This window comes from Novosphingobium sp. NBM11, assembly GCF_015390225.1.
Classification (GTDB): Bacteria; Pseudomonadota; Alphaproteobacteria; order Sphingomonadales; family Sphingomonadaceae; genus Novosphingobium.
In genome coordinates this window covers 1,245,914-1,272,463 of sequence record NZ_VUOG01000001.1, presented here as the reverse complement: position 1 = coordinate 1,272,463, position 26,550 = coordinate 1,245,914, and the positions used below count along the sequence as shown (strand labels likewise).

The 26,550-nt window shown below is 65.4% G+C and carries 28 protein-coding genes and 2 tRNA genes; 17 read left to right on the top strand and 13 right to left on the bottom strand.

The window, feature by feature from the left end; genetic code table 11:
* Positions 1–19: 19 nt before the first annotated feature.
* The 4 genes from F1640_RS06075 to F1640_RS06060 all read right to left on the bottom strand — a co-directional run bounded on the left by F1640_RS06075 (position 20) and on the right by F1640_RS06060 (position 5,167).
* Positions 20–2,860, bottom strand: coding sequence for a 2-oxoglutarate dehydrogenase E1 component (locus F1640_RS06075; RefSeq protein WP_194918269.1), 2,841 nt, complete (start codon positions 2,858–2,860; stop codon positions 20–22).
* Between the two features lie 310 nt (positions 2,861–3,170).
* Positions 3,171–4,133 carry a malate dehydrogenase gene (mdh, locus tag F1640_RS06070; protein ID WP_124809040.1) on the bottom strand — a complete coding sequence of 321 codons (963 nt, stop codon included), beginning with the start codon at positions 4,131–4,133 and terminating at the stop codon, positions 3,171–3,173.
* 308 nt (positions 4,134–4,441) lie between these two features.
* The gene (locus tag F1640_RS06065; protein ID WP_194918267.1) at positions 4,442–4,813 is read right to left on the bottom strand and encodes a hypothetical protein; all 372 of its coding nucleotides are present in this window, start codon (positions 4,811–4,813) and stop codon (positions 4,442–4,444) included.
* A 36-nt stretch (positions 4,814–4,849) separates the two neighbouring features.
* Positions 4,850–5,167 (bottom strand): hypothetical protein, encoded by a 318-nt coding sequence (locus F1640_RS06060; RefSeq protein WP_194918265.1) that lies wholly within the window; start codon positions 5,165–5,167, stop codon positions 4,850–4,852.
* Between the two features lie 311 nt (positions 5,168–5,478).
* Between F1640_RS06060 and F1640_RS06055 the strand changes: the two genes are divergently transcribed.
* Positions 5,479–6,438, top strand: a complete 960-nt coding sequence (locus tag F1640_RS06055) for a DUF808 domain-containing protein (protein ID WP_125957079.1) — start codon at positions 5,479–5,481, stop codon at positions 6,436–6,438.
* Positions 6,439–6,457: 19 nt separating this feature from the next.
* On the opposite strand, the gene F1640_RS06050 is transcribed toward F1640_RS06055, so the two are convergent.
* The 4 genes from F1640_RS06050 to aroA are packed head-to-tail and all read right to left on the bottom strand — an operon-like array spanning position 6,458 to position 9,127.
* Complete coding sequence (locus F1640_RS06050) at positions 6,458–6,838, bottom strand: PilZ domain-containing protein (protein ID WP_194918263.1); 381 nt, start codon at positions 6,836–6,838, stop codon at positions 6,458–6,460.
* Positions 6,839–6,892: 54 nt separating this feature from the next.
* A complete protein-coding gene (locus F1640_RS06045; protein ID WP_194918261.1) occupies positions 6,893–7,534 on the bottom strand; it encodes a d(CMP) kinase in 642 nt (213 codons plus the stop codon).
* Positions 7,531–7,785 carry a permease gene (locus F1640_RS06040; protein WP_125957071.1) on the bottom strand — a complete coding sequence of 85 codons (255 nt, stop codon included), beginning with the start codon at positions 7,783–7,785 and terminating at the stop codon, positions 7,531–7,533. Before F1640_RS06040 ends, F1640_RS06045 begins: the two co-directional genes overlap by 4 nt.
* A 16-nt stretch (positions 7,786–7,801) precedes the next feature.
* A complete protein-coding gene (gene aroA, locus F1640_RS06035; protein WP_194921187.1) occupies positions 7,802–9,127 on the bottom strand; it encodes a 3-phosphoshikimate 1-carboxyvinyltransferase in 1,326 nt (441 codons plus the stop codon).
* A 233-nt stretch (positions 9,128–9,360) separates the two neighbouring features.
* Here aroA and F1640_RS06030 point away from each other — a divergent pair, with 233 nt between their 5' ends.
* The 11 genes from F1640_RS06030 to F1640_RS05980 all read left to right on the top strand — a co-directional run bounded on the left by F1640_RS06030 (position 9,361) and on the right by F1640_RS05980 (position 18,719).
* Positions 9,361–9,678: an FYDLN acid domain-containing protein gene (locus F1640_RS06030; RefSeq protein ID WP_124809047.1), complete on the top strand. Its 318-nt coding sequence runs from the start codon at positions 9,361–9,363 to the stop codon at positions 9,676–9,678.
* A 175-nt stretch (positions 9,679–9,853) separates the two neighbouring features.
* A tRNA-Ala gene (locus F1640_RS06025) sits at positions 9,854–9,929 on the top strand.
* A gap of 25 nt (positions 9,930–9,954) precedes the next feature.
* Positions 9,955–10,030: transfer RNA gene (locus F1640_RS06020), tRNA-Lys, on the top strand.
* 250 nt (positions 10,031–10,280) lie between these two features.
* Complete coding sequence (locus F1640_RS06015) at positions 10,281–11,333, top strand: hypothetical protein (RefSeq protein WP_194918259.1); 1,053 nt, start codon at positions 10,281–10,283, stop codon at positions 11,331–11,333.
* A gap of 82 nt (positions 11,334–11,415) precedes the next feature.
* Complete coding sequence (locus tag F1640_RS06010; protein WP_194918257.1) at positions 11,416–11,670, top strand: AlpA family transcriptional regulator; 255 nt, start codon at positions 11,416–11,418, stop codon at positions 11,668–11,670.
* A complete protein-coding gene (locus tag F1640_RS06005) occupies positions 11,667–11,942 on the top strand; it encodes a hypothetical protein (protein ID WP_194918256.1) in 276 nt (91 codons plus the stop codon). Before F1640_RS06010 ends, F1640_RS06005 begins: the two co-directional genes overlap by 4 nt.
* Positions 11,939–12,439, top strand: a complete 501-nt coding sequence (locus F1640_RS06000; protein WP_194918254.1) for a hypothetical protein — start codon at positions 11,939–11,941, stop codon at positions 12,437–12,439. The genes F1640_RS06005 and F1640_RS06000 overlap by 4 nt, the downstream gene beginning before the upstream one ends.
* Positions 12,440–12,650: 211 nt before the next feature.
* Positions 12,651–13,031 (top strand): hypothetical protein, encoded by a 381-nt coding sequence (locus tag F1640_RS05995; protein ID WP_194918252.1) that lies wholly within the window; start codon positions 12,651–12,653, stop codon positions 13,029–13,031.
* Positions 13,028–14,860, top strand: a complete 1,833-nt coding sequence (locus tag F1640_RS05990) for a type IV secretion system DNA-binding domain-containing protein (protein ID WP_194918250.1) — start codon at positions 13,028–13,030, stop codon at positions 14,858–14,860. Before F1640_RS05995 ends, F1640_RS05990 begins: the two co-directional genes overlap by 4 nt.
* Complete coding sequence (gene mobF, locus F1640_RS05985) at positions 14,860–17,610, top strand: MobF family relaxase (RefSeq protein WP_194918248.1); 2,751 nt, start codon at positions 14,860–14,862, stop codon at positions 17,608–17,610. The genes F1640_RS05990 and mobF overlap by 1 nt, the downstream gene beginning before the upstream one ends.
* Positions 17,611–17,834: 224 nt before the next feature.
* Complete coding sequence (locus tag F1640_RS05980) at positions 17,835–18,719, top strand: ArdC family protein (RefSeq protein WP_194918247.1); 885 nt, start codon at positions 17,835–17,837, stop codon at positions 18,717–18,719.
* Between the two features lie 3 nt (positions 18,720–18,722).
* Here F1640_RS05980 and F1640_RS05975 read toward each other — a convergent pair whose 3' ends face one another.
* Positions 18,723–19,139 carry a helix-turn-helix domain-containing protein gene (locus F1640_RS05975; RefSeq protein WP_016744720.1) on the bottom strand — a complete coding sequence of 139 codons (417 nt, stop codon included), beginning with the start codon at positions 19,137–19,139 and terminating at the stop codon, positions 18,723–18,725.
* A gap of 74 nt (positions 19,140–19,213) precedes the next feature.
* On the opposite strand from F1640_RS05975, the gene F1640_RS05970 reads away from it, so the two are divergent.
* The 5 genes from F1640_RS05970 (at position 19,214) to F1640_RS05950 (ending at position 22,471) form a co-directional block, all read left to right on the top strand.
* Positions 19,214–19,573, top strand: coding sequence for a hypothetical protein (locus tag F1640_RS05970; protein WP_021224336.1), 360 nt, complete (start codon positions 19,214–19,216; stop codon positions 19,571–19,573).
* On the top strand, positions 19,566–19,790 hold the full coding sequence (locus F1640_RS05965) for a GDCCVxC domain-containing (seleno)protein (RefSeq protein WP_021224337.1): 225 nt from the start codon (positions 19,566–19,568) through the stop codon (positions 19,788–19,790). Before F1640_RS05970 ends, F1640_RS05965 begins: the two co-directional genes overlap by 8 nt.
* A 12-nt stretch (positions 19,791–19,802) precedes the next feature.
* Complete coding sequence (gene merB, locus F1640_RS05960; protein WP_021224338.1) at positions 19,803–20,582, top strand: organomercurial lyase; 780 nt, start codon at positions 19,803–19,805, stop codon at positions 20,580–20,582.
* On the top strand, positions 20,564–21,913 hold the full coding sequence (locus F1640_RS05955; protein WP_016744716.1) for an NAD(P)/FAD-dependent oxidoreductase: 1,350 nt from the start codon (positions 20,564–20,566) through the stop codon (positions 21,911–21,913). The genes merB and F1640_RS05955 overlap by 19 nt, the downstream gene beginning before the upstream one ends.
* A 330-nt stretch (positions 21,914–22,243) precedes the next feature.
* Positions 22,244–22,471 (top strand): zincin-like metallopeptidase domain-containing protein, encoded by a 228-nt coding sequence (locus tag F1640_RS05950; RefSeq protein WP_194918245.1) that lies wholly within the window; start codon positions 22,244–22,246, stop codon positions 22,469–22,471.
* On the opposite strand, the gene F1640_RS05945 is transcribed toward F1640_RS05950, so the two are convergent.
* From F1640_RS05945 to F1640_RS05930, 4 genes are all read right to left on the bottom strand, one after another.
* Positions 22,468–23,739 (bottom strand): DUF262 domain-containing protein, encoded by a 1,272-nt coding sequence (locus F1640_RS05945; protein ID WP_194918243.1) that lies wholly within the window; start codon positions 23,737–23,739, stop codon positions 22,468–22,470. The two genes, F1640_RS05950 and F1640_RS05945, sit on opposite strands and share 4 nt — an antisense overlap.
* Positions 23,740–23,949: 210 nt before the next feature.
* Entirely contained in the window at positions 23,950–25,320 is a 1,371-nt protein-coding gene (locus F1640_RS05940) for an IS1380 family transposase (protein WP_066763960.1), read from the bottom strand.
* Positions 25,321–25,401: 81 nt separating this feature from the next.
* A complete protein-coding gene (locus F1640_RS05935) occupies positions 25,402–25,884 on the bottom strand; it encodes a DUF262 domain-containing protein (protein ID WP_194918241.1) in 483 nt (160 codons plus the stop codon).
* 11 nt (positions 25,885–25,895) lie between these two features.
* Positions 25,896–26,498, bottom strand: coding sequence for a hypothetical protein (locus F1640_RS05930; protein ID WP_194918240.1), 603 nt, complete (start codon positions 26,496–26,498; stop codon positions 25,896–25,898).
* Positions 26,499–26,550: the final 52 nt, after the last annotated feature.

Here is a 26,550-nt window from a genome sequence, read left to right as displayed (position 1 = left end):
TAGGCTGCGAGGGCGGGCTTCAGGCCTTCTTCTTGCGCCGGATTTCATCGCGAACGGAAAGGCCCAGCGCGTCGGCTACAAGCGCCGCCTGTTCGGCCGCGTGCCGCTTGGCAAGGCCGGTGGCGGGCGAAGCCGCCGCGTGGCGGCCGGCATAGCGCGGACGCGCCACCTTGCTCTTGGCGGCCTTCAGCGATTCCTCGATCAGCGGATCGACGAAGAACCAAGAACCGTTGTTGCGCGGTTCTTCCTGGCACCACACCACGTCCTCCAGGTTCGGCATTCGCGCCAGACGCGCGGCCAGCGGTTCGCCGGGGAAGGGGTAGAGCTGTTCGAGCCGGATGATCTGCACGTCGTTCAGCTCTGCCGCGTCGCGTGCCTCGATCAGGTCATAGGCGACCTTGCCGCTGCACAGCACCACGCGGCGCGTCTTGTCGTCGGCGGAACCGTTGGTGTCCGACAGGATGCGCATGAAGTGCCCATCGCCGATGAAGTCGGCGGCGGAGGACTTCGCCAGTGGGTGCCGCAGCAGCGACTTGGGCGTCATGATGATCAGCGGCTTGCGGAACGGCCGGTGCATCTGGCGGCGCAGGACGTGGAAGTAGTTGGCCGGCGTCGTGATGTTGCAGACCTGGATATTGTCTTCCGCGCACAGCTGCAGATAGCGTTCGAGGCGGGCGGACGAATGCTCCGGACCCTGGCCTTCGTAGCCGTGCGGCAGCAGCATCACCAGGCCGTTGGCGCGCAGCCACTTGGCCTCGGACGCGGCGATGTACTGGTCCATCACGATCTGCGCGCCGTTGGCGAAATCGCCGAACTGCGCTTCCCACAGCACCAGCGTCTTCGGGTCGGCGCTGGCATAGCCGTATTCGAAGCCCAGCACGCCGTATTCGGACAGTGGGCTGTCGTGCACCTCGAAACGGCCGTGCGGCAGCGTGGCCAGCGGCACGAACTTGTGCTCGTCGGTCTGGTCGACCCACACCGCGTGGCGCTGGCTGAACGTGCCGCGCCCGGAATCCTGCCCGGAAAGGCGCACGTTGAAGCCTTCGGTGACAAGACTGCCATAGGCCAGCGCCTCGCCGGTGGCCCAGTCAAAGCCTTCGCCGGTCGCGAACATCTGGCGCTTGGCGTCGATCACGCGGCCCAGCGTCTTGTGGATGGTCAGGTCGTCGGGCACCGTGGTCAGCACCCGGCCCAGGCTTTCGAACAGCTTGCGCTCGATCCCCGTGGCCACGTTGCGGCGCGCGGTGACCGGATCGGCCGGCTTGTTGAGGCCCGACCAGCGTCCGCCGAACCAGTCGGCCTCATTGGCCTTGTAGGTGTTGGCCGCCTGGAATTCGGATTCCAGCGTCGCGGTAAAACGGTCCTCGTTTTCGCCCTTCCAGTCCTTGTCGATCACGCCCTGTTCGACCAGACGGTCGGCATAGAGCGCGGAGACCGGCGGATGCTGGCGGATCTTGGCGTACATCAGCGGCTGGGTGAAGCCGGGCTCGTCGCCTTCGTTGTGGCCGAAGCGGCGATAGCACCACATGTCGATCACGATGTCGCGGCCGAACTGCTGGCGATAGTCGATCGCCAGCTTGCAGGCGAAGGTCACCGCTTCGGGATCATCGCCGTTGACGTGGATGATCGGTGCCTGCACGCCCTTGGCCACGTCCGACGGATAGGGCGATCCGCGCGAGAACTGCGGGCTGGTGGTAAAGCCGATCTGGTTGTTGATGACGAAGTGCAGGCACCCGCCGGTGTTGTAGCCGCGTACGCCCGAAAAGCCGAAGCATTCCCACACAATGCCCTGGCCGGCGAAAGCGGCGTCGCCGTGGATCAGCACGGGCAGCACCTGCTTGTGCTTGCCCTTGCCGATATCATCGCGGAACGCCTGCTGCGCGCGCGTCTTGCCCAGCACCACCGGGTCCACCGTTTCCAGGTGCGACGGGTTGGGCTGCAGGCTCATGTGCACCTTGATCCCGTCGAACTCGCGGTCGGTGCTGGTGCCCAGGTGGTACTTCACGTCGCCCGATCCGCCCACGTCCTCGGGGTTGGCGGTGCCCCCTGAGAATTCGTGGAAGATCACGCGGTATGGCTTGGCCATCACGTTGGCCAGGATGTTCAGGCGGCCGCGATGGGCCATGCCATAGATGATCTCGCGCACGCCAAGCTGGCCGCCGTACTTGATGACGGCTTCCAGGGCCGGGATCATCGATTCACCGCCGTCCAGGCCGAAGCGCTTGGTGCCGACGTATTTCTTGCCCAGGAACTTCTCGTACTGTTCGCCGCGGATCACGGCAGCCAGGATCGCCTTCTTGCCGTTGGGCGTGAAGTCGATCGCCTTGTCGCCGCCCTCGATGCGGTCCTGGATGAAGCGGCGCTCCTCCACGTCGGCGATGTGCATGTACTCGAAGCCGATCTTGCCGCAGTAGTTCTGGCGCAGGATGTCGACGAGCTGGCGGAAGGTGGCCCATTCCAGCCCCAGCGCGCCGCCGAGATAGACCTTGCGGTCCAGTGCCGCGCCGCTGATGCCGTGGTATTCGGGCGAAAGGTCGGCCGGCAGTTCCTGCCTGGCCAGGCCCAGCGGATCGAGGTTGGCCGCCAGATGGCCTCGCACGCGGAACGTGCGGATCAACGTCATGGCGCGGATCGAATCCGATGCCGCCTGTTCCAGCGCGGCTTCGTCCAGCGCGGGCGCGCCGGGCTTTTTGGCGGCCTTTTCCACCACCAGCCGCAGCGCCATCGGGTCGAGCGCCTGGGTCAGGTCATCGCCCTGCGCGGCATCGGTGATCGGCCAGCGCTTGCTCTGCCACGAAGGGCCTTGCTGCGGGCCTTCCTGGCTGGGATCGACGTCGAATTCGTGCAGTTCTTGGCCCATGGTCTCGGTCCAGTCCTTTCCCCGGGGAGGAGGGGATCAGTCAGCCCCCGAACGGCGGGGGCATCAGGGATGCGGCGTCCCGGTTTGCGGCCGGGTGGCGACCGGTGGAATATAGGCAGTCGGCCCGTGTTCCGCGAGATCGCCGGATGAAAGATGGTCCCCATTCTTCGGGATGGGTTCGTCCGTGGTGCGGAAGGTCCGCGAAAGCGGCTTATGCCGCGATAATCCTAAACAGTCGTATCGCCGGGCGTGGCAGTTGCCCGATCGACCCCGCGCGCCGGATGGCAGCGCGGGGTCGCCAGGGAAGCGATCAGGCCAGCGAGCCGTCGATGCCCTTGCAGGCCACCAGCAGTTCCTTGACCGCGTCGACCGAGACCTGGAGGTTGGCCTTGGCCGCGTCGTCGAGGCTGATCTCGATGACCTTTTCCACGCCGCCCGCGCCGATCACCACCGGCACGCCCACGTAGAGGCCGTCAACGCCATAGGCGCCGTCGACATAGGCGGCGCAGGGCAGCACGCGCTTCTGGTCGCCCAGATAGGCTTCGGCCATGGCGATGCCCGAGGCGGCGGGGGCATAGAACGCCGAACCGGTCTTGAGCAGGCCGACGATTTCGCCGCCGCCCGAACGGGTGCGCGCCACGATCGCGTCGATCTTTTCCTGGGTGGAGGCGCCCATCTTGATGAGGTCGGTGACGGGGATGCCGGCGACGGTCGAATATTCGACCACCGGAACCATGGTGTCGCCGTGGCCGCCGAGCACGAACGAGTTCACGTCGCGCACCGAAACGCCGAATTCCCAGGCCAGGAACGTGCTGAAGCGCGCCGAATCGAGCACGCCCGCCATGCCCACCACCTTGTTGTGCGGCAGGCCGGAGAATTCGCGCAGCGCCCAGACCATCGCGTCGAGCGGGTTGGTGATGCAGATGACGAAGGCGTCGGGCGCGTTGTCGCGGATGCCTTCGCCCACGGCCTTCATGACCTTCAGGTTGATGCCCAGCAGGTCGTCACGGCTCATGCCCGGCTTGCGGGCGACGCCGGCGGTGACGATGATGACGTCCGCGCCCGCGATGTCCTTGTAATCGTTGGTGCCGATGATGCTGGCGTCGAAGCCCTCGACCGGGCCGCACTGCGAAAGGTCGAGCGCCTTGCCCTGCGGAACGCCCTCGACGACGTCGAACAGGACGATATCACCCAGTTCCTTCTGGGCGGCGAGGTGGGCCAGAGTGCCACCGATATTGCCTGCGCCGATGAGTGCGATCTTCTTGCGTGCCATGCTTTACGGTCCTTTCCCCGTAGACGCGGGACAAACGCTCAAGCAACCGCCTCTCAGCCCTCCCGCGTCCCGCGTGCCGGGAAGGGTGCCTGACGGGTAAAACGGCCCGTAGGCCCGCTTTTTGGCGAAAGCAACCGCGAAAAAGGTATGATCTGCAAGGTTTTTGTGATAACAGTTCGCAATAGCAAGCGAAGCATTGCGGCGCTGTTTCCGAGTCTCGCGATCAGCCTGAACGGTGGATGAATCCAGGGGCGGAAATGGCCGGGGCGGGCGCTGGGACGGTTGTCGCGCCGGCGCCAGCAGCCACATCAATCAAAGGTGTCGCCAACCTTGGTCCGCGTGCCTTTCGCCGTCGGCTGCGGTTCATCGTCGGCGCTGAAGGCGATCGCCTTCCTGACACGCCAATCCGCCAGCCATGCCAGTCCGAAACTGAGCACCAGCGCAGTTCCACCGGCGATGCTGAAAACCACCAAAAGATGGTCTATTATTTCCTGCCGGCTCTTTCCGTCCTGGAAAAGATACATAAGCGGGAAAGCCATCATTACCACAGCCGGTTTGACCACAACGTCAAATGCCGGGTCGCCATTGATCGCGCACTGGACGGCTAAAGTCAGATAGATCAGAAAGAACGTCAGCGGAATGACGCTGATGATAGCGGCGATCTTCGCGTTCCTGGACATACCCAACCCGCCCCTGCGCCGCGCTCCCGGCCCTTCCTACCGTGCCCGCGCCTGCTGGCGGCGGAAGGCGCGGGCCATGCGGTGGTCCAGCGTGTCGCATACCGCGATCCACCATTCGGCGCGCTCGTGATCGCCCAGGCGTTCCGCCTCGTGGGCGGCGTCGCAGGCCCGCGCCGCCGCCGAAAGGCCGTGCGTGCCGAACAGGCGCAGCGCCGCGTCGACCAGCGAATCCGCCTGAAGGTCCTGCCCGGTGTGCGGCGCGCCGTTATCGTTCGCCGCCCGGATCGCTCCTCGTCGCGCCGGCCGCACGAGGCAGGGCGAGATGATTCCATAGCGGGGGGCAAAACGTAGCATGGGCGACCAATCTCTCCTTGATGTCGCCGTTGTGGCGACCATCCGTATCGATCCTGCGGTTCTACCCCTATGCCGCTAACGGAGCGTTGGGCGACAAGGTGTAGGGCGCGTTAAGGCTGTTGCGCTTGGCACGCTGCCTTGCCGCCCAAGCGGGGGCACGCCTTTCCAAAACAACCGCATCGGATGAAATACCCATTCTCCCACGCCCGTCCTCGCCGGTTTTGCCGCGATTGCCCGTTGTTGCGCCTTGCGATAATCCATTGGTCTGTCCACACCGGGCGGGCCAACTGCTTTCAGGGACATAATTTTACATGCCATCGGGCCTGGTCGCGCTGCTTGACGATGTTTCGGTGATCGCCCGCGCGGCGGCCGCCTCGCTGGACGATGTGAGTGCGGCGGCGGGTAAGGCCGGGGCCAAGGCGGCGGGCGTGGTGATCGATGACGCGGCGGTCACGCCGTCCTACGTCACCGGCTTCACCCCGGATCGCGAACTGCCGGTGATCTTCCGCATCGCGCGCGGCAGCCTGCGCAACAAGCTGCTGTTCCTGCTGCCGATCGCCCTGATCCTCAGCGAATTCCTGCCGGGCGCGGTGGTGCCGCTGCTCATGCTGGGCGGGCTGTACCTGTCGTTCGAAGGCGCCGAAAAGGTGATGGAGAAGCTCGGCGGCGACAAGCACGGCGAAACGCTCGACGGTCCTGTCGGTGATGTTGCCGCGTTCGAACATCAACGGGTGGCAGGCGCGGTGCGCACCGATTTCATCCTTTCGGCGGAGATCATGGCGATCGCGCTGGCCGAAGTCAGTGGGCAGGGCTTGATCGCGCGCGCGATCATCCTCGCGATCGTAGGCATTCTCATCACCATCGCGGTCTATGGCGCGGTCGGCGTGATCGTGAAGATGGACGATATCGGCCTTCATCTTGCCCGGCGGCCGGGCGCGGGGGCGATGACGCGACGGTTCGGGCGAATGCTGGTGGCGGCGATGCCGCGCGTGATGTGGTTGCTGGCCACGGTGGGCACGGCGGCGATGCTGTGGGTCGGCGGGGGCATCCTGCTCCACGGCGCGGACGAATTGGGGTTCCACCATCCGGCGGCCCTGGCGCACGGCATCCAGCACGCGGTGCAGGCGGGCGTGGGGCAAGGGGTGCCGGGCGGCGTTGCCGGCTGGCTGGCCTATGCCGGGGTCTCGGCGGTGGTCGGGCTGGTCGTGGGCACGGTGCTCGCGATGGTGGTCCATCTCTTCGGCGCCATGCGCCGCGGCGCGGGGGATTGATCGGCCCGCGCGGAACGCCTCAGCAATAGGCGGGCCGCAGCGTGCGCAGCGCTTCCAGGCCGCTGGCGATGTGGGGGCGGGCCTGTCCCAGCGCGTAGCCGGCAACCAGTTCGGCAAAAGCATTCTCGCCCAGTGGCGACGCGAATTCGAGTCCGGACGACATCGGTTCGGTCCAGACGACGAAAGCCGTGGTCGCGGGCTGATCGGGCAGGAACAGCGTCAGCCCTTCGCCGATGTGCAGTTCGGCGATGCCCGCGATACGGGCGCCATGGGTTGTCAGGTCCTTAAGCATGGCCGTTGACCGAACCAGCCCGTGCTTCACCCGGACGGGCAGCTCGAAACCGATGCGCCGCGCGCGGCGCTTGTGCAGATGCGTAATGTCTTCCCGGTCGATCCACATTTTCGCCTCCGCGCCGTTAACCACAATCGCAGGACGGCGGAAGCGGCGCGGATTTCAGGAGCGGGGCGAAATATTTCCGGCGACCTGCCGGTCGACCAGCGCGATCGCGGCGGCAATCGCCACTTCGGGCGGCATCGCGGAGGTATCGAGCAGCGCCGCGCCCTCGGCCTGGCGCAGCGGGGCTTCGGCACGGGTGCTGTCGCGCTCGTCGCGCCGGGCGAGGTCCGCCTCGATCGCCTCGCGGCTCACGTCCTGCCCGCGTTCGCGCATTTCCTTCCACCGCCGCAGCGCCCGCGCCGGCACGCTGGCCGTCACGAACAGCTTGGCGTCGGCCCCGGGCACGATCACCGTGGCGATGTCGCGCCCGTCCAGCACCGCGCCGCCCGGCTGGTGGGCGAACGCGCGCTGCCGCTCCAGCAGCGCGGCGCGCACGGCGGGGTGGACCGACACGCGGCTGGCAAGGCTGCCGGTCGCTTCGCTGCGAAGCTCCGGCTCGTCGAGCAGCGCCTCGGGAAACGCCGTGGCCGCCAGCGCGTCGTCGGCCTTGTCCGGATCGCCGCCGGTGTGCGCCACTTGCCAGCCCACCGCGCGATAGAGCAGCCCGGTGTCGAGATGCGGCAGGCCATAGTGCCGGGCCAGCGCCTTGGCGATGGTGCCCTTGCCCGATGCGGTGGGGCCGTCCACGGCGATGATCACGGTTGCGCTCTCCGGTTGCGGTAGGCCTTGACCAGCCCCCAGATGGCGATCGCGGCCCAGAAGAATTCGAGGACGAACGATGCCGGGTTCATGTGCACCAGCAGCGACAGCGTCAGCAATCCCGCGCCGGCCAGGTTCACGCCGTGCTGGACGAACGGGTTCGGCGTCTGTTGCCGGGTGGTATAGGCATAGGCGAAGATGATGCAGGCCATTCCCGCGAAGCCCGCGATGTTCGCGCCGGTGTCCGTCATGCGCAGGTATCCGCCATCACGCCGCCTGCATCGCCCCGGCCAGCAGCGCCTCGAACGCGGGGAAGCTGGTGGCGATGGGACGGGTGTCATCCACTTCGACCCCGGCTTTGCTGGCCAGGCCCGCCACGGCCATGGCCATGGCGATGCGGTGGTCGAGGTGCGTGACGACCGGATGATTGCCGCCGCCGCGCAGCGGATCGCCGCCGGTGCCGTCGATGATCAACCCGTCCTCGGTCTCGCGCACGGTTGCGCCGGCCAGCTCCAGCGCCGCGCGCATGGCGGCAATGCGGTCCGATTCCTTGACGCGCAGTTCCTCCAGCCCCGTTGTCACCGTGCGCCCCCTGGCCAGCGCGGCGGCCACGAACAGCACGGGGAACTCGTCCACCATGCTGGGCACCACTGCCGGATCGACCGCGATGCCGGTCAGCGGCGAATGGCGGACGCGCAGGTCGGCCACCGGTTCGCCGCCCACGTCGCGCGGGTCCAGTTCCTCGATGCTGCCGCCCATCTGGCGCAGCACGTCGAACAGCGCCGCGCGCGTGGGATTGAGCCCGACATTCTCGATCACCAGATCGGACCCCGGCACCAGCAGCGCCGCCACCGCGAAGAACGCGGCGGACGAAGGATCGCCGGGCACGTCGATCACCTGCGGCTTCAGGTCCGCTTCGCCGCGCAGGCAGATCACGCGGGCGCCGTCGCTGTCGACCTCGACGGTCAGCTCCGCGCCGAAGCCGCGCAGCATGCGTTCGGAATGGTCACGCGTCGGCACCGGCTCGATCACCGTCGTCGTGCCCGGCGTGTTGAGGCCGGCGAGCAACACCGCGCTTTTCACTTGCGCCGAGGCGACGGGCAGGCGGTAGGCGATCGGCACCGCCGGCGCCGCGCCCTGCACCATCAGCGGCAGGCGGCCGCCGGGATAGGCGGTGAACGTCGCACCCATCTCGGACAGCGGCGTGATTACCCGGCCCATCGGGCGCTTGGACAGGCTGGCATCGCCGGTGAAGCATGCCGTGATCGGATGGCTGGCGACGAGACCCATCAGCAGCCGCGTGGACGTGCCCGAATTGCCCATGTCGAGCGCCTGCGCCGGTTGCAACAGCGCCCCAACGCCCACGCCGTTTATCCGCCATTCACCGGGGCCCGTGCGTTCGATGTCCGCGCCCATCGCGCGCATCGCGGCGGCGGTGGACAGCACGTCCTCCCCTTCCAGCAGGCCCGTCACGCGGCTTTCGCCCACCGCCAGCGAGGACAGCATCAGCGACCGGTGGCTGATCGACTTGTCGCCCGGCACGCGGATGCGGCCACGCAGCGGGCCGGTGGCGGTGAAGCGGCGGGGGCGCATCTGCGCAGGATCGGCAGCGGTCACGTCGGGGTCTTCCTGGCGGGTCTTGGTATCGGGCGGATCGGGCGGGGCCGGGGGCCTTTGCGAACGCGGGCTTTTGACAGCGCCATCGCGCTATGGCAAGGCGCGCGACCGATTGGTGCCCGGTGGCTTGATTTTGACGGCGCGGGTAACCATCAAGCACAAGTTTCCGGCCTGCGGCTTTCCGCCGCCGGCAAGATCGAGGACATTTCATGGTCAAGCCTGAATGGGGCGCCAAGCACACCTGCCCGAAGTGCGGCACCCGCTTCTACGACCTGGGCAACGCGGACCCGGTCACCTGCGTCGAATGCAAGTACGCTTGGCAGCCCGAGCCGGTGCTGAAGTCCAAGCAGCCGATTCCCTATGAGGAAATCCAGAAGGAGAAGGTCGAGGCCGACGCCGACGTCGATCTGGCCGACGAGGATCTGGATATCGACGAGGACGGCGATTCGCCCGATAACGACGTCGATCTGGGCGGCGACGATGACCTGGGCGTGCCCGGTCACGACGACGAAGCCGACGAAAACTGAGTTCCGGCTGGCGCTTCCGGCCCGGCACTTTGCGGGTCCGGAAGCTCCGGTCACAAAATTGCGGCGGTGGCGAAAATTGCTCTTGCCAGCCGCGCGGGCCTCACTTAAAGGCCCGGCTCCCGGCAGGGCAACTGCCGGACGGAGCGCCTCCCAGGGCGTTTCCGCTGGATACCGTGGGGCCGTAGCTCAGCTGGGAGAGCGCTACAATGGCATTGTAGAGGTCAGGGGTTCGATCCCCCTCGGCTCCACCATCCCCCCCGTTTCGATGACGGGAATGGACGCATAGCTCAGTTGGTAGAGCAGCTGACTCTTAATCAGCGGGTCCTAGGTTCGAGCCCTAGTGCGTCCACCAAACTTTCCCAATAAATTCAACTAGCTAGTGGAGCAGTGGCGGCCAAGCCTGTGCTCTTTGGAGCCTAAGTTTCACTATAGGCTCCATATAGGCTCCACCCCCTCTGCTGGCGTGATTCGCATCACGCTATCCACAGATGTTGGTCGATAACCGCCAGCAAGGACCGTGGAGGCATTAATGGAGCGCGCTCATGCCACCGTGTCCCCTACCCCACGTTGTTCTGGCGGTCCCGAATTGCTAAGCATGCTCAATGGGAAAGCCGCGTTCCAGCAAATCCGCTGAGACTGACTTCGATGAGTATGTGACCCGGCGCATCAGCGAATTGGGGCTGCAGACCAACCTCAAGGACATTCGGACGGCGGCCACCCAGTTCGAGAATGTAGTCGCGTCTGTCGAGAGACAGGCGTCTGGCCTGCTGGTGGTCGCCGCCATTTGCTTCGGCTTTATCCTCTACACGGTCGCTAGCATTCCCGAGCTTTCTGCTGGCGAAGCGTTATCCATCGCCCTCGCCGGAGCGCCAGGGCTTTTGTGCATCATTGTTGGGGCGCGACCAAAGACATGGAAGTACAGCCTTCGCTGGTGGGGCTGGCCGCGTGCTGTGAAATGCCGCCAGCAGAGCAACATCAATGCCGTGCTCCATGAGGTGAACGCAGGCAATCATTCGATCATGCGCCTGGCTACATCTGGAGTGGGTGCGCTCGCCAGCCCCGTGAGCAACAGGCCGGTCGACCTCATCGTGAGCCAGAATGTGCTTTCTGATCCGTGGATCGCGGCCACATTGTTTGGCACCAAGAACCCGGATCAACGCTTCATCGTCGTCACACCAGAACCCACCGGCGATTGGTTCAATTTCTACCTTTGGCATCCTCCCGTCGCACAGGAGCTGCTGCACCTTTTCGACAAAACGCCCGACATCTACCCCGATGAACGGGTCAAGCGGCTGAAGGTGAGGATCGCGTTGCAGGTCATCATCGACGTGGTGACCGGTAATGTGGAGGCCCCGTCCAAGGAAAGCCTGGTGGAGGGGAAAGTGGTCAAGAGGTTCGAGAACATCCTGAAGATGGAAGCCGCACGCCTTCTGCGTGCTGGCGAGATCAACGACCTTGAGGAACGGCAGCTGTGCAGGGTCAACATATCTGGCGAAGCCCCCTCAGTCGATCCAGCTGAAGACGGCAAGAAACATGACAAGAAGCCGCACAGTTGGTTTCTTGAGCTGAAGGGCGGCCGGTACGCGGCGGTGATCGGCCCCTTGTCCAACACCGTTCAGGCTGAGCTGAATTTGTCGCCACGCTTCATCGCATAGATTTTCTCGCCAATTGGTGACCAACGCAGCGACCGGCAGCTCGCGATATGCATGATGAGGGACCTCTTCAACGGAGGTTCCCATGCGTGAAACGACAATTACTCTCCTCAATATGCGGCAGCTCCAAGCTGCGCTCAACATCCGCTCGCGTTCGACCATCTACAAAATGGTCGCACGCAATGCCCTGCCCCCGCCCTGCATAATAAACCGGCGCGGTTTGCGCTGGCGCGAGAGTGATATCAGCAGCTGGATCGCTGGCCTTCCTTCTGCTGCGGCTGCGCAGTCGTTGGAGCGCGCCAGCGAAGGTGCCGAACGCTCTCAAGGCAAGCCGTCATGAGCAGCGAGCCTCTGCATCGCCCCCGCGCAATCGCCGAGCTTGCGCCCAGCCTTGAACGCATTGCGGGTCACGCGGTCGCCATCGAATTGCTGAACTGGCCAGTCGGTGGTCCGCAAGGGACCTGCTGCGGCGGCTACCTCACGGTCGGCACCACCCGCCTGTGGCTCAATGCCGAGCACGCCAGCAACCTCGCAGGCCGTGTCCGCTCGGCCATCGACGAGGCCGTGATCAGCGCCTCGCCTCATCCCCATTCCATTCGGAGATTGTCATGACCTATCGCCGCGACCTGTTTTACGAGATCGTCGCCTCCGCCGATTTTCAGGCTGCAATGGTCGGCCCGATGATCGATGATTTTGTCCAGAAGATGAAGCGGCCTGGGGCCGATGGCGCGACCTATCGCGGCTTCATCGAGGACTGGCTCTATCTCCAGCGCCCGCTCTTCGACCGGTTCAAGGGGGTGCGATACAACGTCCAGTTCGAGGGTCCGCCGCTGATCATCGACCAGCGCGAATACCCCCTTGGCGGATACATCGAGCGGCAGCTCGAATGGGCCAAGCTCGACCCCGTCGACGCCCGTGAATTGCGCCAGCGCCTGCGCGGAGCCGTCGACGGCATCGTGGACGATTGGATCGGCGGACGACCGATGCAGTACCTGCCTTCGATTGCCCAGAAGCCTTTCAAGGATCGTGCTGCGGTGGACGCTGCGGATCACGCAGTGATCCGCGACTTCGTCGCCTCCCGGAATTCCAGAACGGGAGACGATCAATGAGCAAAGCAGGGTTCAAGCAGGAACCGGAGAAAGGCTGCGATGCTACGCATCGAGCCAAGTATTCTAGATCACACCGCACGCGCCCTCGCGGGGCAGGATTCCGCCACTTTCTTGGGGGGCGATGCGCGCGCTCTTTCGGCGGCGCGCTTAGAACTCGCGCATTTGCGCCATTTCGGGAGCGCGCCAATGGCGCGCTCCGGGAGGCGAGGCCATGAACCGGGTCAAGCTCTCCGTCCGTGTCCCGATGGGGCAGGAAGTGCTGATCCGACGCTATGCTGAGGCGCGCGGACTGACCCGCTATCAGGCCCTGTCGCGGGTGATCGAGGCCGGGCTTGGGGTGGTTGCCGATGCGCCAGACGCGGCTCGTGGCAGCGCTGGCGATGACGCCATGGCAGGCTTTGAGGCGCGGCTTGGCGCGATCGAGGCACTGCTCGATCGCAGCCTGTTCACTGCCAGCGCGGCCTATGTCTATGCCCGCCGCGCGGCGCTGCGCGGCGACAGCGATGCCGACCGCACCGACAGCATGATCGGCGAGGCGGCCCACTCGGCCTATCGCCGCCAGCGCGCTCTGGCAGCGGAGGCGCTGTCATGAGCCGCGACCGCGACAATCTCCTGCGCGGGCAGGGCAAGTTCAAGCAGGGTATAGCAGGCCTCGCGGCACGGTGGCGGGCCTATGCCTGGACCGTTGCGGGTAGCGGTGGGTTTGGGGCGTTCCTGCTCGCCAGCCATGATCCTGCGCCGGGGCAGTTCGCCTGCGCCTATCAGCACGCGCAGGGCGTCGCGGTCAGCTGGTTTGCCAGCGGGCGCAGCGATCCCGAAGTCACCATCCGGTTCATGGACCGCACCGCGCGCGTGCCCTCCAGCGTCCTCGCCAATGACCGCATCTGGCTTTGGTGCTGGGATGACCTGGTCGGGAAGGTTGTGCTGGGCGGCACGCTGGGCGCGCTGGTCGGGATGCTGCTGTGTTTCGGCTTTGCCATCTGGATACGCAGCGAGGGCAAGGAAGCCGCCCGCGACCGGTTCATCTCGGGGACCCAGATCGTGACCGAGCGCGCGCTGGCCAAGCTGATCCGCAAGGCCACCAATGATCGCTCGATCCGGATTGCCTCGGTCGGGATTCCTGCCTGGCTGGAGTGCCGTCACTTCGCTTTGCTCGGCACCACAGGGGCAGGCAAGACCACCGTCATGCGCCAGATGCTCGACCAAGTCGAAGCACGCGGCGAACCCGCGCTGGTCTACGATACCTCGGGCGAGTTCATCACCCAGTACTACCGGCCCGAGCGCGGCGACATCATCCTTAATCCCTTCGACGAACGCTCAGCCTTCTGGTCGCCATTCTCCGAGATTGCCCATCCGGCGGATGCCGACCGTATCGCCCGCCAGCTGGTCTCCGAGACTGGCGAACGCGATGACGATGTCTGGCTGGAAACGTCTCGCATTCTTGTCGCCAATATCCTGCGGGTGCTGAGCGCCGAGGGGCGGACCACGCTTCCCGACCTGCTCGATGCGCTTCAGGTCAAGGGCAAGGAGGAGATGAAGGTCTGGCTGGCGGGCACATCATCGGCGCGCACCTTCGCCGATGATGCCGACCGGGCGACGGGTTCGGTGCTGTTCATGCTGGCCAAGGCATCGACCCTGCTGCAGTTCCTGTGGCGCGAGCCGGGGGATCGCGGCAGCTTTGCGTTTCGGCAATTCATCGCCGGGTTGGACGCGCATGAGGGACCCAAGCCCTGGCTCTTCGTCCCCCGCAAGGAAGACTATTTCGAGGCGATGAAGCCGCTCTTGGCCTGCTGGCTGGAGTGTGCGGCGAGCGCGATGCTGGGCCTGCCGCCGTCCGACCGGCGGCGCATGTGGTTCTTCCTCGACGAGCTGGCGGACCTGCCCCGCGTCGATAATCTCACCCGGCTGCTTCCCAAGGGCCGCAAGTTCGGCGCCAGCGTGGTGCTGACCTTTCAGGCCATCGGCCAGATGCATCGCCGCTATGGCCGCGACAGCGCCGAGGCGCTGCTCGGCTGCTGCAATTCGAAATTGTACCTGCAGCTGATCGACCGCGACACGCGGGAATGGGCATCGCGAAATATCGGCGATGTCGAGGTCGAAGTGCGCAGCGCATCAGACAGCTTCGAGACCGGGCCACATAGCGGGCGCACGTCGGTCGGCAGCACCCGCGTGGTGCGCCCGGCCGTCATCGAAAGCGACCTGCGTCTGGAGCCGCACCATGGCTTTCTGCAATTGCCGGATGCCTTGCCGGTTGGACAGATCAAGCTGACCCGCGAGCACATCGATGCGCGCGGGCCTGCCCGCCATCCGGCCTTTGTTCCGGCTCACATCAGCCGGATGCTCTGGAACCGGATGCCGAAGAAAGCTGATACCGGCACGGCCAAGAATGATCCCGCCACCACACTCAAGGGACCGGTCTGATGGTTGCCACCATCGGCGCGATCAGCAGTTCGGCCGCCGCTGCGAACTACTTCGAATCGGATGACTATTACGCCGATGGGGGCATCTCCCCCAGCGAATGGCAGGGGGAAGGTGCCAAGGCGCTGGGTCTGTCGGGCGAGGTCAACCGCGAGACCTTCCGTGCAATCCTTGATGGCTCGCTACCACATGGCCAACAGCTTGGCACAATGCGCGAGGGCAAGCTCCAGCACCGGCCCGGTTGGGACGTCACCATGAGCGCGCCCAAGTCGGTCTCGATCATGGCCGAGGTGGCGGGGGATCGCCGGTTGGTGGTGGCGCATAACAATGCCGTGAAGGCGGCACTGGCCTATGTCGAGCGCCATGCCGCTGCAACTCGTATCCGCGCCGACGGCGGGGTCGAGCAGCGACAGACCACCGACAATCTCGTCATCGCCAGCTTCCGGCACGACACGAGCCGGGCGCAGGACCCGCAGCTCCACACCCATAATGTCATCATGAACATGACGCAGGACGCGGAAGGGAACTGGCGCAGTCTGGAGCCGCGCGCCCTCTACCAGCTGCAGAAGGCCATCGGTGCGGTCTATCGGCAGGAGCTGGCGGTGGGCGTGCGCGCACTTGGCTACGCCATCGAGCAGGGGAAAGATTCCCTGTTCGAGATCAAAGGCGTCCCCGCCGCCGTGATCCGTGCCTTCAGCGAGCGCGCCGCCCAGGTCGAAGCGCGGCTTGCCGAGCGCGGTCAGACCCGCGCCACCGCGTCCGCCGAGGAAAAGCAAATCGCCGCGCTCGATACCCGCGAAGCCAAGCAGAGCCTGGAGCGGGGCGAGCTGGTAGCGAATTGGCGCGCGGAGGCGGATGCGGCAGGGTTCGGGAAAGATGCACGGGAGGCTTTGGTCGCAGCCAGCAAGGAGGTGGTGGCCAGTTTGGAGCATGGCAGCGCGCTGGCCGCGCAGGGTCAGATTGCGGCGCATCAGGCGGTTGCCCTTGCCGCCGCCACTCTTGGCGAGCGCCAGGCGGTTTTCGCCGCCGCCGAGCTTGAGAAGGAGGCCGGGCGCTATGGTTTGGGCCGCGTGACTGCCGCGCAGATCAGCGCAGCCGTTGCGCGGGCGCAAGGTGATGGCGCGCTCGTGCCACGCACCTTTCTCGACAAGCGCGGCGCGGAGTTTGCCGGGTTCACCACCGCTGAGAATATTGCCCATGAGCGGCAATTGCTGCGTCTGGAGGCCGAAGGGCGCGGCACGGGGGCACCGATCCTTTCGGTCAAACAGGCGGCCAGCGCCGTGGCGCGCGCCGAGCTGAAATCCGACCACCCCTGGAACGAGGGCCAGCGCGCGGCCACCCGCGCGCTGCTGACCAGCCCGCACCGTGTCACCGGTCTCCAAGGCTATGCCGGGACCGCCAAGACCACCACCGTGCTGGCGACTTATGCCCGCGAGGCTCAGGCGCGCGGGGTTGCGGTGACCGCGCTTGCGCCAACCGCGTCTGCGGCGCAGACGCTGGGCGATGCGCTGGGCCAGCGCGGCGAGACCGTTGCCCGGCAGCTAGCGCGCAACAGCGCTTCGCTGTCGGGCGGGGTTTGGATTGTCGACGAGGCATCACTGCTCTCGGCCCGCGATATGGCGGCGTTGCTTAGCCTTGCCGCTGACAGCAAGGCGCGCGTGGTTCTGGTCGGCGACGTGAAGCAACTCGGCTCCGTTGGCGCAGGCGCGGCCTTTGCGCAGCTGCAATCCGCCGGCATGGCGACCGCGCGCCTCGACAATGTGGTGCGCCAGACCAATGCCGCCACCCGCGAGGCGGTGCTGGCGTCGATTGAAGGCGATGCGCGCAGAGCGCTGGACGCGCTGGAGCGCGGTGGCGGCAAGATCATTGCCCATGGCAGTCAGGGTGAGCGCTTTGCGGCCATGGCCAAGGCCTATGCTGCGCTGGATGCCAGTGAGCGAGCGCGCACCCTTGTCATCGAGCCATCCCGTGATGGGCGCGATGCGCTCACCACCGATATCCGCCGGGAGCTTGCGTCATCCGGCGCCCTGTCCGGCCCAGCCGTCACCATGGATAGCCTGGTCGCGAAAAACCTGTCACGCATCGAAGCCCGCGATCCGGCGAGCTATTCGCCGGGCGATACTGTCCGCTTCTTGCGCGAATATGCCGACAAGGGCGTCACGCGCGGGACCGCCTACCGGGTCGAGCGCGTCGATCCGGACAAGGCCGCCATCACGATCAAGTCCGCCGACGGGTCAACTGTCGACTGGCGCTTGCGCCAGTGGGGCGCAGGTAAGGTCGAGGTGTTCGAGCCCAAGCCTATGGAGTTGCAGGCGGGCGACCGCGTGCAGTTCACCCGCAACGACCGCGAGGCCGGGCGCATCAACGGGCTGCGCGGCACCGTCACCGCCATCGATCCCAAGAGGCAGCAGGCGACGATCGCGCTGGCCAATGGCCGCGAGCAGCGGCTCGATCTGAGTGACCCCCGCGATGCCCATCTGCGCCATGCCTATGTCCAGACCGCCCACGCCGCGCAAGGCCAGACCGCCGAGCGCGTCCTGATCCACGCCGACAGCCGCTCCGCCAATCTGGTCGATCAGAAGATGCTCTATGTCGCGCTCTCGCGCGCCAGGTCGGAAACCATCGTCGTCACCGACGACAAGGCGCGGCTGATCCGCGCGATTCACGAGCGCGCGGGCGAGAAGCAGACCGCCATGGAAGTGAGTGCGCCGGAAGCCGCGAAAACGAAATCCCTGGGGGCTGGTCTCGGCTGATCGTTTGATGCGTGAATGCCGGGCCATGGCATCCTTCGCTCTGCCATTGGAATGAACTGCTCCCTCTCGCGACAGGCCGTGCCGGGCGGGATCAACAGCCTGCCCGCTCCATTCGGGCTCTTGCCCTCCCGTGTTGGCTGTTCCGCGCTTCGCGCTGACCCGTCCGGCCATCCGGCCCGTCCCTTCATCCGCGTTCCCAACGACAGGACGAAGGATTTATCACCATGGTCACCACCGCAACCGCCAGCATCTACGACACCATCACCAACCAGATCATCGCCGCGCTGGAACGCGGCACCGGCAACTACACGCTCCCCTGGCATCGCAGCAGCGCCCCGCTGACCCGGCCGATCAATGCGGTCACCCGCAAGGCCTATCGCGGGGTCAATGTCCTCGCGCTCTGGGCCAGCGCCGAGGCGCAGGACTTCGGGCACGGTCTCTGGGCGACCTATCGCCAGTGGCAGTCACTCGGCGCACAGGTCCGCAAGGGCGAGAAGGCCTCGCCGATCGTGTTCTACAAGGTCCTGGACAAGGCCGAGGGCAGCCAAGACGAAGCGCGCGAGAACGCGGGCCGGATCTTCGCGCAGGGCTCGCATGTGTTCAACATTGCGCAGGTCGAGGGCTACGCCTTGCCCGAGCTGCCCGAAGCCGAGGCTTTTGATCCAATCCCCGATGTGGAGGCCTTCATCGCCGCCACCGGGGCTGCCATCCGCATCGAGGGCGACAGCGCGCACTACACCCCTTACACCGATACGATCACCATGCCCGACCGCGAGCGGTTCTTCGCCACCAACACCGCCAGCGCCGGGCAGAACTGGTATGCCATCCTGCTCCACGAAGCGGCTCATGCCAGTGGCGCAGCCCATCGGCTTGACCGGGATTTCAGCGCCAAGTGGACCAGGCACGCGCTCGCCATGGAGGAAGCGACCGCCGAACTGACCGCATCGTTCCTGCTCGCCGATCTTGGGATCGCGCACGAACCGCGACCCGATCATGCGGCCTACATCGCCTCCTGGCTGCAACTGCTCAAGGACGAGCCTCGGGCGATCTTCACCGCGGCGAGCAAGGCGCAGGCGGCAGCCGACTGGATGCACGCCCGACAGCCGTAATGCTCACGCGACCCGCACTTCGGCGCCAAGTGTGTCGAGCAGCGGACAGCCCGGATCCCGACCGGCATCGCAGGCGCGCACCGAGTCGGCCAGAACCCGTTCCATCCGCTTGAGGTCCGCGATCCGCGCGCGTACGTCCTTCAGGTGCGACGCCGCGAGCTCGCGCACCTCGGCGCAGGAGGCCTGACCGCCAACCGCGAGTCCGAGCAAGGCGCGTACCTCGTCCAGGGTAAAGCCCAGCTCCCTCGCGCGGCGCACGAAGCCCAGGCGAGCCACGTCCTCCCGGCCATAGCTGCGGTAGCGGCCCCGCCGCGGCGGAGCGGGCAGCAGCCCGATCCGCTCGTAATAGCGGATCGTCTCGATGTTGCATCCGGTGCGGCGTGAGAGTTCGCCGATCTGGATCGCGCCGGTTGCGGCCATCCCCAAAATACCTCTTGAGTCTGTAGTCGCTACAGATGTTAGGACAGCTCAATGCCCGCCACAAGGAGTCGCCCGTGACCCAGACGCCAAGCCCGCCTAAGGGGATCGGCACCGCCACGCTCACGCTGGCGGGGATCGCTGCGGCGTTCGGCGTCGCCGCCTGCTGTGCGCTGCCGATCCTCTTCGCATCCGCCGGGATCGGCGCAGCTTGGCTCGGCGGCGTGGCCATTGTCGCCGCGCCGTATCGCACGCCGCTTCTCCTCATTGGCGCATTGTGCCTGCTTGCCGGCGCGGCGCTGCTGTTGCGCCAGCAAGTTACGGCGGCGCGCTGTGGGCCGGGCGGCATATGCACGCCGCGCTGGATGCGTGTTCTCACGCTCATCGGATTGCTGCTCGGTGCGGCCCTGCTCTGGGCAGGCTATCGCTATGTCTGATGCCACCCCCGAGCTGCGCTCGACGCTGACCTGTCCCCACTGCGGTCATCGGGCGACGGAGACCATGCCGACCAATGCCTGCCAGTATTTCTACGACTGCCGGGGTTGCGGCGCGGTCCTCAAGCCCAAGCCGGGCGATTGCTGCGTCTATTGCTCCTACGGCGACGTGCCCTGTCCGCCGATCCAGGAGAGCGGCGGCAAGGCGTGCTGCGGCTGAGGAGGGCGGGCGATGGCGCGCGCATCATCCGCTGAAGCCGCCTTTGGATCGACGGTTACATTTCCCGGCGGTGCCGTTGTCCCGGACTGGAGCGCAGTCACAACACCCAGCGCCCGCGCAGCCCTGACGGCACTGTTCGCGGCGTTCATCGGTTCGAAGTGGCGCGGGATGGACGGCGTCGAGGAGCGGGTCCGGCGCGCCGTGCTTCAAGCCTATGCTGCCGATGGTCGCTCGCCGGTGCCGGCACAGATCGCCGCCGCATCGGGACTCCCCTCCGGCGAGGTCGGCTCGGCCCTGCAGCGGCTCGCCGGGCGCGATCTCGTGGTCCTCGACGGCGCGGGCCGGGTGACCGGCGCCTATCCGTTCACCGACGGCCCCAGCGAACATCAAGTCGAAGTCAGCGGAGTGACCATGAGCGCCATGTGCGCCATCGACGCGTTGGGGATCGGCGCCATGCTGGAGCGGGACTGCATGATCCGCTCGGCCTGCCGCCAGTGCCGGCGCACGCTCGCCATCCATACCCCCAGCCGCGGCCGCGAGCTGGAAGAGGTTGAGCCGGGCGCGATCGTCGTCTGGTCCGGCCGTCGCTATGCCAGTGGCTGCGCGGCATCGTCGCTCTGCACCTTGCAGGCCTTCTTCTGCGATGACGATCATCTGGCGGCCTGGTGCGCGAGCGGTCCGGTCGGAGCCGATGACGGCATTCGTCTGTGCCTGGCCGAAGCGCTCGAGGTTGGGCGCGCGATTTTTGCGCCGATGCGGATGGAGATGCGACCATGGCTTCCTACGACCTGATCGTCATCGGCAGTGGCACGGCAGCGCAGGTCGCGGTCGGCCGGGTCCGTGCCGCTGGATGGTCCGTCGCCGTCATCGATCACCGTCCGTTCGGCGGCACCTGTGCGCTGCGTGGCTGCGATCCCAAGAGGATGCTGGTCAGCGGCGAGGAAGCGATCGACGCGGCAAGGCGCATGGCCAGACATGGCGTCGACGGCACGCTGGCGATCGACTGGCCCGACCTGATGGCGTTCAAGCGGACCTTCACCGATCCGATCCCCGCCAAGCAGGCGCACCGCTACGCCGAGCTCGGTGTCGACGCATTACACGGTGTTGCTCGCTTTGCCGGCCCAGACACGATCGTGGTGGAAGGCCGGACATTGCGGGCCCGCCATATCCTGATCGCCAGCGGCGCGCGTCCAGTCCCGCTCGGCATTCCGGGCGAAGATCTGGTGAGCACAAGCGATGCGTTCCTGGAGCTTCAGGCCCTGCCGCGCCGGATCGTGCTGATCGGCGGCGGCTATGTCGCTGCGGAGTTCTCGCATCTGGCGGCCCGAGCGGGCGCAGAGGTCACCATCCTACAGCGGGCCGAGCGGCTCCTGCCGCACTTCGATCCCGACCTGGTGGGCTGGCTGACGCCCCGGTTCGAGGCGCTCGGCATCCGCGTCGAGACCGGTGCCACCGTTACCCGGGTCGAGCGCAGCGGGAGCGGTCTGCTGGTCCACGCCGAGCGCCAGGGCGAGCCTGATCTCAGCGTCGCCGCCGATCTCGTCGTTCATGCCGCCGGGCGCGGTCCTGACCTCAAGGCGCTCGACCTGTCCGCCGGCGAGGTGGCGGTGCAGGACGGGCGCCTGCAGCTCGACGCGCATCTGCGGAGCATTTCCAACCCGCGGGTCTATGCCGCCGGCGACGCTGCCGGAGTCGGGCCGCGGCTGACGCCGGTGTCCAGCCACGATGCCAAGGTAGTTGCCGCCAACCTCCTGGATGGCCCGACGCACCAGCCGGACTATCGCGGCGTGCCGAGCGTGGCCTTCACTCTGCCGCCGATCGCCGCCGTCGGACTGTCAGAGGAGGCGGCGCGCCGCGGCGGCGTCGCGCTCCGGGTCAACGCAGCCTCGACGCCAGACTGGTTCACCGCCCGCCGCCTCGCCGAGCCGGTCTACGGCCATAAGCTGCTGATCGACGAGGACACGGACCTCATCCTCGGCGCGCATCTCGTGGGGCCGAACGCCGACGAGGTAATCAACGTTTTCGGTCTGGCAATCCGCCACGGCCTCACCGCGGCCGATCTTCGCTCCACCATGTTCGCCTATCCGACCGGCGCCTCCGACGTCGGCTACATGCTGACTTAACGCACGAGCGCCACTGCCATGGCGGCCGATCCCTCGCGCGATCGGCCGCTTCGCGATGCATGTCGATGCGGGCTGTCGCCCGCCATTAAGCGGACGCCGCTTGCGCGGCGGCTCCGATTTTTTGGCCTCTCCCTCGATGCGGGAGTGGTCGGCGCTCCCTGCTAGGCCCGCCGCGGCGCGCTGCAAGCCTCGGCTTCGCCGGGCTGCTCCATTTCATTTCGCCCCTGCGGGTGCAGCCCGCCGCTTCAGCAGGCCTCTCCGGTCGCTCTCGCCGCCCACCCCCGCCTCGGGGGAGGCCATGGGGCTTTTGGGCAGTGCTGGAGGCAACCGATGGTTTTCACCTTCCAACCGCCATTTTGGGCTGGACTGTCAGGATATTGCGCGGAGCTTGGTTCAACTTTCCTGTGCGGCGACCTCGGTCTGTCGGTCACCCCGCGTCCCGATCATGCCTGCTACCTCGCCAGCTGGCTGAAGGTGCTCAAGGGCGACAACCGGGCGATCTTCACCGCCGCCAGCGCGGCGGCGAAGGCGGCGGAGTGGCTAGCAGTATCCCCTTAGGCTGACTCTAGAGATTCCAAATCGCTGGCGCTGATCAGCCCAGTAACGCGCTTGATCTCCACCCAAATCCGTTCCTGCCGCCAGTCCAGATAGGCGTCGAAATCATCGTTCAGCAAGGGCGATGAATCACCAACCGGGAGGGTATGAGAGCCAATCACTTCGTCGAACGGGAAACCATCGGTGTTGCGGATTTCCGTGAGGTAATCAGAAGGAGCGCGGTTCGAAATCATCTGGTTGGTTGTTCGGTCGATTAGCGTGCGGTTAAGTACGCAATCCCGCGTGCGGGAAAGCGCAATGCCCTTCACCTTCGCAAGATAATCGTCCGGGAACACATGATGGTCGTCGATCCCTTCTTGGTCCATCAGCTTGCCGGTTATGACGGCCTGCGTATGAAAATCTCGCGCGCCTGTGCCCGACCCGAGTACGAGGCAAATTGTGCCGCGATAGATCGCCCGTTGACGTGGGGTCACGTCCCGTAACGATTTGGGATCAAAGCGCACGCTAGCCACCGACTCTGGAGCTGCCCCACCTGAAAGCCAGGCATCTAGTTCAGTAACATCCTTAGCTGCCTGGCTGTTGGGGGAACTTTCGTAGGCTTGGCCGAAAACTGCGCACCAGAACCACCGCTTCAACTTTTCGCGGTGAACCCCAGCCTCCGGCGTCTTCAGCGCCCCTTTCCGCGCAAGCACAGCCGCCAGTGGAGCGAGCATGGTTTGGTAAGGCAACCATTTCGGCAACATGACCTTGCAATCGTCGCGCAGGATGCCGAAACCAGCAGACATGCCCCATACCACCCTATCCCACCATTCCGTGATATCGGCGGCGGTCAAATTGAGCACGTCTCCACGCTTGCAAGACGGCGCTTTGCGGCTGGCAAGAGCAATAGCCTGCAGCAAATAATAGGGGTCGAGGCTGAAATCGACGATAACCGGATGATCCGCCTGTGCCTTGTCCCACAGAGCGCGAAGATTGATATTTTGCGGCCAGAACCGGGCTGTCAGAAGTTCGAAGACACTGAGCTTCACACCTGTGCGATTCAGTGTTTCGAAAATGGTGCAGAGCGCATCGGGCTGGGTCTTGTCAGAGAGCGTGACAACTGGAAACTTGTAGCCGTCAATTGTCATGATCCAACGGTCATGAATGGCTGTCAGCTTGCTCTGCAATGCCTGATTGCGCGTCAGTTGCTGGCTGAGTTCGTCGCCTTGCAGCGTCTTGGCCTCGGCGCGCTTCACGACTTCAGCGGTAGCCTTGTTGGTCAAACTGGTCATCCAGGCAAGAAAGCCGCCTGCTCCGGAACGGAGCACGCTTAGCCCGGCTTATTCATGAGCCCGCTGCACTGGGGCGTGCCGGGTTTGATGTGTCGGTGGCCGCGTGATCCGGGCGCGCGGTTTCGGCGGCGTTTTTCGCCGCAGCAAAACCGATGGCTTTTCGAGGTTGATGGGCGATGGCTCGGGCTTTGTGCGGCACAGCCGCGCTGGCTATGTCGGCGCTGGCCGGAGACTGGTGGCGATGGCTTTGAACACGCCGGCGTCGGGGCATGCTGACGCGAAGGCGACACGGATGCGCGAGGCGGTCTCGATGACGCGGGCGGCGACCTTGAGCAGCCGCAGGCGCAGCGTTGCGAACTCGGCAGTGGCCAGAGAGGTGGCCTTGGGGATGGCCTGCTGGACGCGCCACATCAGCCAGTAGGCGGCGGTATGCAGGATGAGGCGCATCTGGTTGGCATTGGCCGAGCGGCACGAGGTGCGATCGCTGGCCAACTGGGTCTTGTGGCGCTTGATCAGGTTTTCGGCTTGGCCGCGCGCGCAATAGAGCGTGTCGTAAATGTGCTCGGGCGAGCCTTCTGTCAGCGAGGTGACGACATAGCGGATGTCCATGCCCAGCGTGCTGGCCTCAATCCGGGCGACGACGCGGCGTTGGCTCTTCCAGCTTTTGGCGCCGTAGCGGGTCTCGACATAGTTGCGCAGGACCGGATGTTGGGCCTGGGCCCGCTTGACCGCGCAGGCATCGGCGACGGCAACGATGGCCGGATCGGCCCGCAGCGCGGCGTTGGTCGGCAAGCCGAACACGTAATCGACCCCGGCCGCCTCGCAGAACGCCATGATCTCGGGACGGGCGTAGTGCCCATCGCCGCGGATGGTGATGTGGGTATCGGGCCAGTGCTGGCGGATATGACGCACCAGGCGCCGGATGTGGCCGGCACCTTCGGCACCCGACGGCGTCTTGCCAGTGCGCAGCAGCATCGCCACCGGCCGCCCGCTCGCGGTATCGTACACATGGATCGGCAGGAAGCAGCGCTCACCGTGATGTCCGTTCCAGAACGAGAGCTGCTGATAGCCGTGCACGACATCACACGTGTCATCGATATCCAGCGTCACCGCCGCCGGTGGGGCCGGATAGCTGGCACAGTAAACGCCGATCATCGCGACCATCATCCGGGCCAGTTCACGCGTGGTCGGTGCATTCTCCCAGCGGCTCATCGTCGGTTGGCTGGCCAGCCCCGCGCCCGATCCCGGCAACTTGCCCAGCGCCAGGCGGAAGCCCGGATCGTCGCGCAGGGCATCGAGATCATCGGCGTCCTCATAGCCACACGTGATCGCGAACACACGGGCACGCAGAATGTCATCGAGGCGATGGATCACCCGCGTCGGGTCACGCGGATCGGCGATGCACGCAGCAAGCTGCCGGCAGATCCCCATCGCGCGCTCGGCCTGCGCCAGCAGCAGAACGCCGCCGTCAGAGGTCAGCCGGCCACCGTCGAACGCGGTTGTGACCTTCTTGCCGCCAACCGCTGGAAACGAAAATCCCGGTGCGCTATCATCGCTCCCGGCGGGTGTGGTCCGTGGCATAAATTGCCTCGCTGAAGGACTGGTCTAGACACCCATTTTCCTACTGCAAAGCAATCGCTTACGCCACTCCCGCCAACCCTCTCACCCGCCGCGGTGAATAAGACAGGTTAGAGGAAGGACCATTTCCTTTTCCTGCTCGTCCGGCGCCTCCATCCGCTTCGCCCATTTAGTCGAGGTACGAACGTAGAACAAAGCTTCGTCGAAATCGTCACCATCGATCAGTTTCTGAAGGTTCAGGTAATACCGGTGTTCGCCTACTCCAAAAAACGCCTGATACAGCGAGGTCATCCGCTGCTGCCCGTCGAGCACAAGGAATGTGTGGCTCTTCCCATCGATTTTCGGTGCACCTTCGAACTCACGTGGGGCGAAAGCCCGTTGCGCATCGCGGACACGAAGGAGGCTGCCGGCGGGATAATTACAAGCGATGGAAACGATCAGCTCGCGCGTGGCGCTTGGCTCCCAGACGAAATCGCGCTGAAAATCGGGAAGCACCATCTGGCCGGACTGGATTTCGGCGAGCAGTTCTTTGAGGGCGCGAGGATTGGTGTCTTCAAACAGGCTCAAGCGACCGGCTCCTACTTTTTTGAATAAACCGAAATCATGAAACGTACGGCAGCGATTGCCCCTTGTACTTCCGATTTAACTATTCCTGGTGGGGCTGCGTGGGACATGGGGTTAAGAACTACCGTGCGAAACATCTCCACGGCCTTAAGCGCCTTAGCCTCATTACTTTTGGGATCACGAGCTTTCTGATCTCGAATTGCATCAATCAATTCTTGTGACGATAGGTCACCATGGTCAGTTCGAAATCGTATTTTCACGGAACCGATTTCGGCCCAACGCCGAAGTGCCAGCTCAAATGCTGTACGAGCATACGTCGCACCAGCCGCGATGTGGCCTTGCTCACAAAACTCGTCCGCTTGATCCAGTGCAGAAATTGCAGCGTTTGGACCCTGCTCGCGTACGACCGGCATCGAGGTTACGGCGCTCGTCGGCGTATCGTGCAATTCGAGATACGCCCATTCAGTCGCCGGACGAAGGTGCGCACGGGCCATTTCGAACCAAACGCGATCATGGGTCAGCAGCACGATCTGCCAATCTGAAAAACGCTTCATCAGAAGGTCGAGCACTGGCAGGCGGTTGGATTGGTCAATGCCAATAAGGAGATCGTCCAGCACAACCAGTTTCGGAGCATCATCCGGAGCGGTCTGCGTACATGCTAGGGTCCGA